14 protein-coding genes are annotated in these 13,260 nt (G+C 52.7%); 13 read left to right on the plus strand and 1 reads right to left on the minus strand.

Annotated features, from left to right (window positions below; translation table 11 throughout):
• From IR195_RS16610 to tatC, 11 genes are all read left to right on the plus strand, one after another.
• Positions 1-786 (plus strand): SPOR domain-containing protein, encoded by a 786-nt coding sequence (locus IR195_RS16610; protein WP_206048100.1) that lies wholly within the window; start codon positions 1-3, stop codon positions 784-786.
• Between the two features lie 209 nt (positions 787-995).
• Positions 996-1,529: an ATP-dependent protease subunit HslV gene (gene hslV / locus IR195_RS16615; RefSeq protein WP_009724832.1), complete on the plus strand. Its 534-nt coding sequence runs from the start codon at positions 996-998 to the stop codon at positions 1,527-1,529.
• Positions 1,530-1,540: 11 nt separating this feature from the next.
• On the plus strand, positions 1,541-2,863 hold the full coding sequence (gene hslU / locus IR195_RS16620) for an ATP-dependent protease ATPase subunit HslU (protein ID WP_125751379.1): 1,323 nt from the start codon (positions 1,541-1,543) through the stop codon (positions 2,861-2,863).
• A gap of 237 nt (positions 2,864-3,100) precedes the next feature.
• On the plus strand, positions 3,101-3,502 hold the full coding sequence (locus IR195_RS16625; RefSeq protein WP_146944840.1) for a gamma-butyrobetaine hydroxylase family protein: 402 nt from the start codon (positions 3,101-3,103) through the stop codon (positions 3,500-3,502).
• A gap of 121 nt (positions 3,503-3,623) precedes the next feature.
• A complete protein-coding gene (ubiE, locus tag IR195_RS16630) occupies positions 3,624-4,379 on the plus strand; it encodes a bifunctional demethylmenaquinone methyltransferase/2-methoxy-6-polyprenyl-1,4-benzoquinol methylase UbiE (RefSeq protein WP_125751384.1) in 756 nt (251 codons plus the stop codon).
• Between the two features lie 22 nt (positions 4,380-4,401).
• Positions 4,402-5,079, plus strand: a complete 678-nt coding sequence (locus tag IR195_RS16635) for a ubiquinone biosynthesis accessory factor UbiJ (RefSeq protein ID WP_146944838.1) — start codon at positions 4,402-4,404, stop codon at positions 5,077-5,079.
• The gene (ubiB, locus tag IR195_RS16640) at positions 5,079-6,701 is read left to right on the plus strand and encodes a ubiquinone biosynthesis regulatory protein kinase UbiB (RefSeq protein WP_125751390.1); all 1,623 of its coding nucleotides are present in this window, start codon (positions 5,079-5,081) and stop codon (positions 6,699-6,701) included. The genes IR195_RS16635 and ubiB overlap by 1 nt, the downstream gene beginning before the upstream one ends.
• A gap of 96 nt (positions 6,702-6,797) precedes the next feature.
• Complete coding sequence (locus IR195_RS16645) at positions 6,798-7,154, plus strand: phosphoribosyl-ATP diphosphatase (RefSeq protein WP_146944836.1); 357 nt, start codon at positions 6,798-6,800, stop codon at positions 7,152-7,154.
• A gap of 23 nt (positions 7,155-7,177) precedes the next feature.
• Positions 7,178-7,462, plus strand: coding sequence for a Sec-independent protein translocase subunit TatA (gene tatA / locus IR195_RS16650; protein WP_125751410.1), 285 nt, complete (start codon positions 7,178-7,180; stop codon positions 7,460-7,462).
• 3 nt (positions 7,463-7,465) lie between these two features.
• Positions 7,466-8,029, plus strand: a complete 564-nt coding sequence (gene tatB, locus IR195_RS16655) for a Sec-independent protein translocase protein TatB (protein WP_206048101.1) — start codon at positions 7,466-7,468, stop codon at positions 8,027-8,029.
• Entirely contained in the window at positions 8,026-8,808 is a 783-nt protein-coding gene (tatC, locus tag IR195_RS16660; protein ID WP_125751416.1) for a twin-arginine translocase subunit TatC, read from the plus strand. The genes tatB and tatC overlap by 4 nt, the downstream gene beginning before the upstream one ends.
• A 126-nt stretch (positions 8,809-8,934) precedes the next feature.
• Here tatC and elbB read toward each other — a convergent pair whose 3' ends face one another.
• Positions 8,935-9,594: an isoprenoid biosynthesis glyoxalase ElbB gene (elbB, locus tag IR195_RS16665; protein ID WP_125751419.1), complete on the minus strand. Its 660-nt coding sequence runs from the start codon at positions 9,592-9,594 to the stop codon at positions 8,935-8,937.
• A gap of 208 nt (positions 9,595-9,802) precedes the next feature.
• Between elbB and hemB the strand changes: the two genes are divergently transcribed.
• Both hemB and ppk1 read left to right on the plus strand, forming a co-directional pair.
• On the plus strand, positions 9,803-10,810 hold the full coding sequence (hemB, locus tag IR195_RS16670; RefSeq protein WP_125751422.1) for a porphobilinogen synthase: 1,008 nt from the start codon (positions 9,803-9,805) through the stop codon (positions 10,808-10,810).
• Positions 10,811-10,933: 123 nt separating this feature from the next.
• A complete protein-coding gene (gene ppk1 / locus IR195_RS16675) occupies positions 10,934-13,147 on the plus strand; it encodes a polyphosphate kinase 1 (RefSeq protein ID WP_146944832.1) in 2,214 nt (737 codons plus the stop codon).
• Positions 13,148-13,260 lie beyond the last annotated feature (113 nt).

Below are 13,260 nucleotides of genomic sequence, written 5' to 3' on the forward strand. Positions count from 1 at the left end.
ATGGCCAGCCCAAAAGAGAAGCCCGCCCGCCGAGGAGCCACCTCTCAGCGCAAAGCCAGCAAAAGTTCAGGCGGCGGATTCAAAATCCCTGGTTGGCTTTGGGGGATAGCAGGCTTAGCGGCAGGCTTCTTCCTAGCACAACATCAACATGGCACCGCTCCTTGGCAAGAGCAGGAAGACACGCCCCAAGCAACTGTCTTACCTAAGCCTGCCGACAGCGATGAGCGCAGCGCTGCGCGTCAAACAGAAAACGTCACCGAGCCAGCAATGCCGACGTTTGAGTTCTACACACTGCTGCCAGACACAGAAGTCATCGCTCCAGGCGTATCGCTGCCATCAACTGTGAATCGCCCTGAAGCAGCAACAACGCAGCAGCAAACAACCGCAAGTAACAGCGCGACAGCAAGTGCAACAACAACGAGCAGTGAAACAACGACAAGCAATGCCAGTGCGCGCCAGAACGATGACCCTATTGCTCAGGTGATTGCGGCAAATATGCGCCCTGAAGAGCAAGTGGCCGCTGCCCAGCAAGCACCTGCCAGCAGCACGCCTAACCGCTACATGCTACAGGCCGCATCGTTTCGAGAGTTAAGCGATGCCGAGCAGTTGCGTGGCCGCCTGCGCAACTTGAGCCTGCTGGCCCAAGTTAGCGAGGTAAAGGCTAATGGCGATACTTGGCACCGTGTTCAAGTAGGTCCTTACGAAGATACCCGGGAGCTTAACCGCGCCCAAGACTTAATGGCCACACAGGGCATTGAGCCACTGCTGATCCAGCTACAGAACTAATCTAACCACAGACGACGTTAACCAACGGGCTAGGCAGGCTTTCATCGTCATAAGCCCCGTTAAAAAACACTTTATCTAACAGCTTTATTTAGCGGGCGGTTGATTTTTTATCAGCCGCCCGCATTTTGTTGTGAATCGCTTTTTATACGGTCTTTTAAAATGGCCGATCAGTCATCGGGAGCATGTGCCTCCCCCAAGGAGTTATCTCCATGACCACTATTGTATCCGTACGCCGCGGTAATCAGGTTGCCCTTGCAGGCGACGGCCAAGTATCACTAGGCAACACCGTAATGAAAGGCAATGCGAGTAAAGTGCGCCGCCTGTATCGAGGCAAAGTGCTCGCGGGTTTTGCTGGCGGCACCGCCGATGCCTTCACCCTGTTTGAGCGTTTTGAAGCGCAGTTAGAAAAATACCAAGGACATCTCACCAAAGCAGCGGTTGAGTTGGCCAAGGATTGGCGCACCGATCGAGCGCTGCGCCGCCTGGAAGCACTACTGGCTGTAGCTGACCACAGTGCATCACTGATTATCACTGGCAACGGTGATGTGGTTGAGCCTGAACGCGGCATTATTGCTATTGGCTCTGGCGGCAACTTTGCCCAGGCAAGCGCCCGCGCACTATTGGAAAATACCGAGCTTTCTGCTCGTGAAATCACTGAAAAGTCACTCGAAATCGCCGGCGACATCTGCGTATTTACCAATCACCACGTGACGCTCGAAGAGCTGAACATCAACGACCGTTGAGGCCCCTTTTTATGACTCAGATGACACCCCGCGAAATCGTTCACGCCCTGGATCAATACATTATTGGCCAGCAGGATGCCAAGCGCGCTGTGGCCATTGCCCTACGTAACCGCTGGCGGCGCATGCAATTAGACGACGAATTGCGTCCGGAAGTAACGCCCAAAAATATTCTGATGATTGGCCCGACTGGCGTAGGTAAAACTGAAATTGCTCGCCGCCTTGCCAAACTAGCCAGAGCGCCCTTCATCAAGGTCGAGGCGACTAAATTTACCGAAGTAGGCTATGTAGGCCGGGACGTTGAGTCGATTATTCGCGACTTGATGGAAGCTGCCATTAAAATGGTGCGCGAATACGCCAAGGAAGAAGTTGGCCATCGCGCTGAAGATGCTGCTGAAGACCGCGTTCTAGACGCGCTGCTACCCCCGCCCCGCGGCCAGGAAGATAAGCCTCGGGAAGATAGTGGCACGCGTCAAACCTTCCGCAAAAAGCTTCGGGAAGGCCAGCTGGATGATAAAGAGATCGATATCGAAGTTTCCTCCCACGGGCAAGGCATCGACATAATGACGCCGCCGGGCATGGAGGAGATGACCAACCAGCTACAGAGCCTGTTCTCCAACATGGGCCAGCAAAAGCGTGAGCAGCGCCGTGTAACGGTGAAAGAGGCACTGGTTCTACTGCGCGATGAAGAAGCTGGCAAGCTGGTCAATGAAGAAGAGATCAAAGCCCGCGCCGTCGAAGCCGTCGAGCAGCATGGGATTGTCTTCCTGGATGAGATTGACAAAGTTGCCAAAGGTAGCGGTCAGTCTAGCGGCGGCGAAGTCTCCCGTGAAGGCGTTCAGCGAGACCTATTGCCGTTAATCGAAGGTTCTACCGTGTCAACCAAGTACGGCATGGTCAAAACCGATCATATCCTGTTTATTGCTTCGGGCGCTTTCCATCTATCGCGTCCCTCGGACCTTATTCCAGAGCTACAAGGACGCTTGCCGATCCGTGTTGAACTGGACGCGCTGACCCCTGGCGATTTCCAGCGAATTCTCACCGAGCCCTCCGCCTCGCTCACCAAGCAGTATCAAGCACTGCTGGCTACCGAAGGGCTGGATATCGAGTTCACTCCAGACGGTATTGAGCGTATTGCCGAAATTTCCTGGCAAGTAAACGAAGGCACCGAGAATATTGGTGCTCGCCGTTTACATACAGTGCTGGAACGACTGCTTGAAGAAGCCTCCTTCAAAGGCGGCGACATGGATAGCCCGCTGATCATCGATGCCGATTACGTCAATGCCCAGCTGGGTGAGCTAGCAGTGGACGAAGACCTATCGCGATACATTTTGTAAACGCGCTTATATCGGTATAGCCCGCAGCAGCTTGCCCGCTTTTTACGCACGCAAATGCTGCTGTTCAGGCTGCGCTGCGTCTAATGTTACGCACGAAAACAACATCCCTGTTGCTCGTGCTTGATCGACGTCCTGTCGATCAAACGTTAGCCGTGGCGCTTGCCTTCACGCATTTGCTAAAGCGCAAATAGTCGGTCAATCCGCTTTAGCTCAATATCGTAAGAGGTGACGTTATCAATGAACGCCCCTGTTTCTACGAATGCCCCCACCCCAACGCGGGTTCACTACCATAAGCAGGCTCGCGAGCTAGAGCTCGGCTATGCCACGGGTGAAAGCTATCGACTACCTGTCGAATTTTTACGGGTCTATTCACCCTCAGCCGAAGTGCGTGGCCACGGCGGCGATACTGCCGTACTACAAGTGGGTAAAAAAGATGTCGGCCTGCAAAACATTACCCAAGCAGGTAATTACGCTCTGAAATTGCACTTTGACGACGGCCACGACAGCGGACTTTACAGCTGGAACTATCTTTATGACTTAGCTCAGCATCAAACAGAGTATTGGCAAAACTACCTACAACGCCTCGAAGAGGCTGGCGCCTCCCGCGAACCAACCGGTATCCAATTCAAACAGCTGTGACGCTTGACCTCAGTTGAAGCGCAGACAAGTTGGGGGTGAGAAGGCTACAATGTCGCTAACCATTTATTGCGACGACCTTTTGGTCGATTATTACCGCCTCGAACCCGGGAGCTAGAGCCCCATGAGCCCCTCTGAAAAACGCACCACCCATTTTGGTTACCAGGAAGTCGCGGTTGACGAGAAAGCGTCTCGTGTTGCCGATGTCTTTCACTCGGTCGCTACGCGCTATGACATCATGAATGACTTGATGTCCATGGGTATCCATCGCATCTGGAAACGCCTTGCGATTGAGCGCGCAGGTGTTCGCCCTGGGCACCATGTGCTGGATATTGCTGGCGGCACTGGCGATTTGACGCTCAAGTTCTCTCGCTTGGTTGGCCCGCGTGGCAAAGTGGTATTGGCCGACATTAACGCCTCCATGCTCAACGTTGGCCGCGACAAACTGATGGACAATGGCGTTGGAGGCAACGTTGAGTTTGTACAAGCCAACGCCGAGTGCCTGCCATTTCCGGACAACAGTTTTGACTGCATTACAATTGCCTTCGGGCTGCGCAACGTCACCGACAAAGACGCTGCGCTGCGATCTATGACACGCGTGCTAAAGCCTGGCGGACGGTTGCTAGTGCTTGAATTTTCGAAGCCAAATAGCGCCCTGCTGTCAAAAGCCTACGATGAGTACTCCTTCCGCCTGCTGCCTAAAATGGGCGAACTAGTAGCCGGGGACGGTGAGAGTTATCGCTACCTCGCCGAATCTATTCGCATGCATCCCGACCAGGAAACCCTGAAAGGCATGATGGAAACGGCCGGGCTTGATCGGGTCGAATATACCAACCTGACCGGCGGTATCGTTGCCCTTCACCGCGGCATTAAATTATGAATTCACCGACAATGAGGTCAGCATGCTAGTCACCCCGACCCTGTTGCTGGCCGGATGTGAACGCACGTTGAATGCCTTGCTTGCCCGTGATCCAGCCGCGCCTGCGCGCTTATCTGCGTTAGCAGGGAGTCGACTACTGGTAAGGCTTGAAAAGCCTCACCTTCAGCTGGTGCTGCACTACCACCATGCAGGGATTGATCTGCTGCGTGGCGATGATTTAGACGAAACTGACGTCGATGCCATCGTCGAACTCACTCCTGAAACACTCTCTGAGTGGTTAAGTGGTGCCTCCATTGAGCGGCTGATGTTTGACGGCAAGCTTTCTGTGCGCGGCCGCATCCACCTTCTGGAGGCTACCCGTGACCTGCTGTTTGATCTGGATATCGACTGGGAGGGCGAGCTAGCTCGCTGGCTGGGAGATATGCCCGCTCATTCACTGGCCGAAGGCGTCCGACGCGCCGCGCGCTGGGGGCTAAGAGCAAAAGATGAGCTGTTACAAGACGTTTCTGAATACGTATTTGAAGAAGCCCGCATACTCCCCGGCCGCCAGCAGCGCGACGTGCTCCGCGACCACTTGACCGAACTTGAGATCGCCACCGACCGTCTGGAAGCCAAGCTCAATCGCTTGCATAAGCGTTTGACACAGTTAACGACCAGCCAGTCGCCCAACAAGCAACCACACCTTGAGGAGCCGCGCTGATGAGCCTGCGGTTATTAAAAATCTCTTGGATAGTGGCTCGCCATCGCTTAGATACGTTGATACCCGTTGAGCGGCTGCCGTTCTGGCTACGTGCCTTAATGACGCTTTCGCCCCTAAAACTGCTCCCTGTCGGGCAGCGCAGTCGCGGCGAGCGGCTGCGCCTAGCCCTGGAAGCACTGGGGCCGATTTTTATTAAATTTGGCCAAATGCTCTCGACCCGTCGAGACCTACTGCCAGAAGACATCGCCGATGAATTAAAACGGTTACAAGACCAAGTGCCGCCCTTCCCCGGCGAACTAGCCGCTGCACGGGTCGAGAAAGAGCTTGAAATGTCGCTGGTAGAGGCATTTGCCGCCTTTGACCGAGTGCCTTTGGCATCAGCTTCAATTGCCCAAGTGCACGCGGCCACGCTGCATAGCGGTGAAGATGTCGTCGTCAAAATTATTCGCCCCGGCATCGAGCGCATTATGCGCCAAGATATGGCGTTGATGTACCAAATCGCTAAGTTGCTGGGTAAGGTGCCTGACGCAAAACGCTTACGCCCCGTAGAAGTGATTCGTGATTACGAAGCCACCCTATTTGACGAACTTGATCTCTACAAAGAAGCGGCAAACACATCGCAACTTAAGCGTAATTTCAAAGACTCACCGCTGCTGTTTGTGCCGACAATTTATTGGTCATACACCCGTCGCCATGTCATGGTTCAGGAGCGTATTCGCGGCGTGCCTGTGGCTGATTTAGACACCCTCAAGGCGCGCGGAACCAACCTTAAGAAGCTGGCTGAACGCGGCGTAGAAATCTTCTTTACCCAGGTCTTCCGAGATAACTTCTTCCATGCCGATATGCACCCCGGCAATATCTTTGTTAATTGCGATGATCCTGAAGACCCACAGTATATCGCCATCGACTGCGGCATCGTGGGGAGCCTTACCCGAGAAGATCAAGACTACCTTGCACGTAACCTACTGGCATTTTTCCATCAAGATTACTACGAAGTAGCCGCGTTACATATTGAGTCCGGTTGGGTAGGCGAAAACACCCGCGCCAACGAGTTCGCAGCCGCGATTCGTACCGTATGCGAACCCATTCTTGAAAAACCGCTCAAAGATATTTCGTTTGGGCAGGTGCTGTTAGGGCTGTTTCAAACGGCACGGCGTTTTAATATGGAAGTACAGCCACAGCTAGTATTGTTGCAAAAAACGCTGCTGAACATCGAAGGGCTGGGTCGCCAGCTCTATCCTGATCTAGATCTGTGGAGCACCGCGAAACCATATCTAGAAAAGTGGATGAAACAGCGCGCGGGTATCGGCGGTCTTTGGGAGTCGCTCAAACGCCAAGCGCCAGAGCTTTCTCATCAGTTGCCTGAACTCCCCGTGCTAGCGCATCAAGCGCTAAACCGAATGGAGCATGAGCACCGTCAGCGTCATCAGCAAGCAACGTCAATTGGTGCGGTTCAGCAGCAACTGACGCGCCAGCATAAACGTCATTACCGACTGCGTATCGGGCTTATTTTGCTTGCTATTGCCCTGGCCTGGCAGCCGCTGAGCGGCTGGGCATCGGCTCAAGAGTGGCCTGTTTTAGCAGCGGCGGGCGTCGGCTTATTGCTGCTGCTATGGCAATGAAACAATCAGGCAGTAAGATAAAGCGCCTCAGTGTCGCTTTTGGCGAAAGCACTGACCTTTGGTGACCGCGCGGTGATGATTGATAAAAGGATGCCTATGACTGATTCTACCCAGACGACGCAAGTGCTAGATGCACTCGCAGAGGTCTTAAAGCAGCGTCGACACGCTTGTGCAGAAGATTCTTATGTTGCCTCCTTGCATCATAAGGGTTTGAACAAGATACTCGAAAAAGTCGGCGAAGAGGCGACCGAAACAATTTTGGCTGCTAAAGATGCTGAGCACGGCGGTGAACAGGCGCATCAAGCGGTGATCGCTGAAACCGCCGACCTGTGGTTTCATAGCTTAGTGATGCTGTCGCACCTTGAACTGGATCATCAGCGCGTTTTAGATGAGCTAGCACAGCGGTTTGGTATTTCGGGTCATGAAGAAAAAGCGTCCCGCACACAACGTTAACCTGCACTGATGAGGAAATGCATATGTTAGGTGGTATCAGTATTTGGCAGTTGCTGATTGTTCTAGGCATTATCATCCTAATTTTCGGCACCAAGAAACTGCGTAATGTGGGCACCGATTTAGGCGGTGCAGTCAAAGGCTTTAAAAAGGCCATTAACGAAGAAGAGAAAGACGGCGACAAAAAAGATGCTGACCAATCTCAGGCGAAAGTCAGCCACGAAGAGACTGGCAACACCTACGATGTTCAAGCAGAAGAGAAGCGTGCCGCCGAAGAACGCCCCACAGAACGTAACGAAGAGCGCAAATAACCCATGCTGGATATCGGCTTTCTTGAACTGATGCTGATTGGTATCGTCGGGCTTCTGGTGCTTGGCCCAGAGCGCCTGCCTAGAGCCGCTCGCACAACAGGTATGTGGATTGGCAAAATCAAGCGTACGGTATCCGGTATGCAGCGCGAAATCAGCGCTCAGTTGGAAGCAGAGGAACTGCGTCAAAAGCTCAACGAGCAGCAGAAAAAGCTCGATGACAGTCTCAAAAAAGCCAAGCAGGATGTTGAGAACATTGCCGACGCACCCTCTTCTTCCAGCTCTTCAAGCTCATCGACACAAGCGACCCAAAATGACACCGAGCAGCGGGTTGCCAACGCGAGTGCTCGGTTAGACGACGCCCTGCAAACGGTACGCGAAGACACGCCAGCAGCCTCTTCCCCAACGCCTCATCAACCTGCTACCGATGAACTGCGCGCGGTGAACCCTAGCGGCAAGCATGAACCTAGCAAGGCTAATGCTGAGCAGGCGGATGTGGAGCATGATGCCGCTATTCAAAAGGCGGATCTTACAAAGGCGGATCTTACAAAGGATAGTAATCACCAATGAGCATGTCTGGCGATTCCCAGGAGCCACATAAAGACCAAAGCCAAGCGCCTCTTATTGAGCACCTGATCGAGTTACGCTCGCGGCTTATGAAAGCAGTCGTAGTGGTATTAGTCGTGTTTCTTGGCCTTTATGCCTTTGCTAATGACATCTACAGCTTTGTAGCCGAACCATTAATGGCCCTGTTGCCAGAAGGTTCACAGATGATCGCCACCGAGGTGGCCTCGCCCTTCTTAGCCCCCTTTAAACTAACCCTGGTAGTCGCTGTCTTTATCGCTATCCCCTTCGTACTGCACCAGGCATGGGCGTTTGTAGCACCTGGACTTTACGATAACGAAAAAGCGCTGGCGATCCCGATTCTGGTCTCCAGCATAGCGCTATTTTACGCTGGAGCGGCCTTTGCTTATTACGTGGTCTTTCCGCTGCTATTTGAGTTTTTCACCCAAACCGGGCCGGAAAATGTGGCGGTAATGACCGACATTAATCAGTATTTGAACTTTGTACTTAAACTGTTTTTCGCCTTTGGTGTTGCGTTTGAAATCCCCATCGCAACATTTCTGCTGATACTGTCTGGCGCAACCACGGTCGAAAGCCTTTCTAAAAAGCGCCCCTACGTTATTTTAGGCTGCTTTGTGGTGGGCATGCTGCTTACTCCTCCCGACGTTATTTCTCAAAGCCTGTTAGCGATACCGATGTATCTACTTTATGAGGTGGGCCTACTGTTTGGCCGATTGGTACGCCGTAAGGCCAAGGCGGATGACGCTGAGGAACAAGAGACCTAAAAGCACTGTTAACGGCGCTGCACAGCTTAAAAAAAGCCTCTGCCATTGAAACATGGCAGAGGCTTTTTGCTCTTCATACGAGAGGCTGTTTGCCTTTAATACGAATAGCCGATTACCGAGAAAATATTAGCCCATCATTTCATCAATGCGGTCGACCAACTTAAAGATACCTGTGGCGGCCTCACTGATACGGGTCGCCAGCATATAAGCAGGCGTGGTTACCACCCGGTGCTCATGATCCACCACAATATCTTCTACGCCACAGCTGCGGTGCAGGCCACCCATCGCACTAATGGCACCAGAAACACCGGGATCATGACCAATCGTCACGGCCACCCCTTCGCCAAGTAGGCGCGGGACCAAAACAGGAGCAATACACATCAGGCCAATGGGTTTTGCCTCTTCTTTAAAGCCTACTAGCGCCTCTTTGACGCTCTCAAGTACCTGCATACTGTCGCTCTTGTCGGCAAAATCAGACAGGTTTTTAGCGACACCAAAGCCACCAGGAACAATAACCGCATCAAAGTCGTCAGCATCTAGCTCCGTAATCGGGCTAATATCACCACGGGCAAGGCGGGCCGACTCCTGTAACACATTGCGCTGCTCGCCCTCGACAGGCTCTTGAGTTAAGTGGTTAATCACGTGGTGCTGAGCGACATCCGGCGCAAAGCAGCGATAGCCAATCCCTAACTGATCAAGGCGCAGCAGCGTTAGCGTTGTTTCATAGATTTCTGAACCATCAAAAACGCCGCAGCCTGCTAATACGATTGCTACCTGTTTGGTCATGCTTATCTCCTTGTTGTAGCGCTTATTATCGCTGTTAAATCGTCGCCACTTAGCGTCGCTGAGTGACTCACTTTAGTCAGTCTATAAAGCCACTACAAGCCAGCTATCACAAGCCCGCTTTCGCTGCAGTGCAGGACTGATATACTCACGTAAGGCCTTTTAAGGCATCCACTATTCGATTGACTATGCGATTGTTTGGAGAAAGCCGTTGAACACCTCTGCTCCCCGCCATTTCCCTGCTACTCGACTTCGCCGTATGCGTCGCGACGATTTCTCCCGTCGCTTGATGCAGGAGTCAACGCTAACACCCAGCGATTTAATTTTGCCGGTTTTTGTACTGGAAGGCGAAAATCAACGCGAAGCGATTGCCTCAATGCCCGGTGTTGAACGCCTTTCCATCGACCTGCTGATTGAGCAGGCACGCGAGGCCTACGCGCTGGGTATTCCCGCCCTGGCGCTCTTCCCAGTTATCGATACTGAGCAAAAAAGCGAGTTGGCGGAAGAGGCTTACAACGCTAACGGTCTTGTCCAGCGTAGTGTACGGGCGCTAAAAGAAGCGCTACCCGAACTTGGCATTATTACCGATGTCGCCCTTGACCCCTATACGAGTCATGGTCAGGACGGCATTCTTGATGAGCATGGCTATGTGCAGAATGACCGCACAGTAGATACGCTACTCAAACAAGCGCTCTCCCACGCCGAAGCAGGCGCCGATGTCGTAGCACCTTCCGATATGATGGATGGTCGCATCGGCGCCATCCGCCAAGTGTTAGAACAGGAACACCTGCATAATGTGCGCATTATGGCGTATAGCGCTAAGTACGCCTCTAAGTATTACGGTCCCTTCCGTGATGCGGTCGGGTCTGCCGCCAATCTTGGCAAAGCAGATAAACGCACCTATCAGATGGACCCCGCCAATAGCGATGAAGCGCTGCATGAAGTGGCTATGGATATCGCCGAAGGCGCCGATATGGTGATGGTGAAACCCGGCATGCCTTACTTGGATATCGTACGCCGTGTAAAAAGCGAACTCCAAGTACCGACATTCGCTTATCAAGTTAGCGGTGAATACGCTATGCATCGCGCCGCATTCGATAACGGTTGGCTTGAGGCCGAACCGGTGATTCTTGAGTCACTAATGTGCTTCAAGCGCGCAGGTGCCGATGGAATTTTAAGCTATTTCGCGTTAGAAGCAGCACGCTTGTTACAGCGCTAGTTTAATAGGTCAGTCCTTAAAGATGACAAACCAGTGACACTTGTTTGTCATCTTTCCCCGGCATACTGCTCCCAACAGTCGTAATCACGCTATGATGAGTATGAACCACTACTGGGGGCAACCATGGACGATCAATCAGCAGATTCCACGCCAGCATTCTCTAGCGAGTCAACAAACGCTACACACGAAACGGTAACTGGCGAGGGAGAGGCTTTGCCATTACGCATCAATCGTACCCCCACCGGAGTTCACGCGAAAGAGTCTCATTTGGAGGCGGATCTTGACGACCCGCAGCTCTACTTCAATCGCGAGCTTTCTCATCTGCAGTTCAATATCCGAGTGCTTGAACAAGCCTTGGACGATGCGCATCCGCTACTTAACCGGCTGATGTTTCTGCTGATCTTTTCATCCAACATGGATGAGTTTTTTGAGATAAGAGTCGCCGGGCTTAAACACCAAATGGCATTAGGCGACGACACTACCGCCGCCGACGGCCGCTTACCCAAGGCGGTGCTGGCAGAAATTTCGGATATCGCGCATCAGCAAATTGCTCGCCAATATCAAATATTGAATGAGACGCTACTGCCCGCGCTGGAAGCTCAGGGGCTACGCTTTCGTCGGCGCGATCAGTGGACCGACGAGCAAAAAGCCTGGGTTAAAGATTTTTTTGATAACGAGATCATGCCGGTCATCAGCCCCATTGGCTTAGACCCCTCCCATCCGTTCCCGCGTTTAGTTAATAAAAGCCTAAATTTCATTGTGGAACTCGAGGGAAAAGACGCCTTTGGTCGGGCTGGTGGTATGGCAATACTGCCCGCTCCCCGCTCATTGCCTCGCTTAATGGCGCTGCCTAAAGCGCTATGTGCAGAAGGCTTCTCCGAATATATTTTCTTATCGTCAATGATTCACGCACATGCAGAGGAACTCTTCCCCGGCATGCGTGTGCGTGGTTGTTATCAGTTCCGGCTGACCCGTAATGCCGATATGACCGTCGATCCTGAAGAGGTCTCAGATTTGGCCTCAGCGCTACGCGGCGAGCTATTAGCCCGCCGTTATGGCAGCGGTGTGCGCCTTGAAGTCGCTGATAACTGTCCTGATGACTTGACCAGTTTCTTACTGCGCCAGTTTGAGCTAGAAAGCAGCGACTTATACCGTGTTCAAGGGCCGGTAAACTTGACCCGTATGATGGCGGTTCTCGGCGACGTTGACCGACCAGAGCTGCTCTATCGGCCCTATTCACCTAGCGTGCCAAAAGTATTAAAAGGCGGTAGCCTGTTCAGCGCTATTGCCAAAAGCGATATTCTGCTTCACCACCCGTTCCAGTCCTTTTCACCTATCGAAGACCTACTGCGCGAGGCCGCCCGCGATCCAGACGTACTGGCAATCAAGCAGACGCTGTACCGCACCGGTGCAGACTCTACGATAGTGAGTGCTCTGGTCGATGCCGCCAGCCAAGGCAAAGAAGTCACCGTTGTTATCGAGCTACGGGCGCGCTTTGATGAGGCCGACAATCTTCAGTTAGCATCACGCCTGCAGGAAGCCGGCGCCATCGTGATTTACGGCATCATGGCCTATAAAACCCACGCCAAGATGCTGCATATCGTGCGACGCGAGAAGGGCGAGTTGCGCCACTACGCACATTTAGGCACTGGCAACTACCACTCTAAAACCGCCAAGCTATATACCGATTATAGCCTGCTGACTGCCAATACTGCGCTATGCGCGGACGTGCACAAAGTGTTTCAGCAGCTTTCTGGCATGGGCCGCGCGCGCAAGATCGACACCCTACTTCACGCCCCCTTTACGCTTCACGAGCGCCTAGTCGAAATGATTGATCGTGAAGCGCAGGTAGCGCTAAAAGGTAAGCGTGGCCATATCATTATTAAGTGCAATTCGCTAACAGAGCCCAAGCTTATCAAAGCGCTTTATCGCGCCTCGCAAGCAGGCGTAGAGTGCGACCTGATCATTCGTGGCATGTGCTGTTTGAAACCTGGTATCGAGGGTGTTTCAGAGAATATCCGCGTTCGGTCGATTATTGGGCGTTTTTTAGAACATACTCGTGTTTTCCACTTCCACAATGACGGCAAGCCAGAGACATGGTGTTCAAGCGCTGATTTTATGTCACGCAATATGTTCCATCGCGTAGAAACCTGCTTCCCGCTATTGGATAAAAAGCTTGCCACCCGAGTACGTAAAGATTTGGAGACCTACCTGGTCGATAACTGTCAAAGCTGGCTTCTACAAAGCGACGGTAGCTATCAACTGCAGAGCCCTGGCAATGGCGACCCGATCAGTGCCCAGGAAACACTGCTCTATGCCTACGCTTCAAAAAGCTAGCTACCACCGCTAGAAAAACAATAAGCCCCGCTGTCTGTTGCAGCGGGGCTTAAATGACAAGTACCTGTGTTTAGAAGTACCTATATTTATAAGTACCTATGTTCAGAAGTGCC

Origin of the sequence: Vreelandella venusta (assembly GCF_015689495.1) — a bacterium.
Classification (GTDB): Bacteria; Pseudomonadota; Gammaproteobacteria; order Pseudomonadales; family Halomonadaceae; genus Vreelandella; species Vreelandella venusta.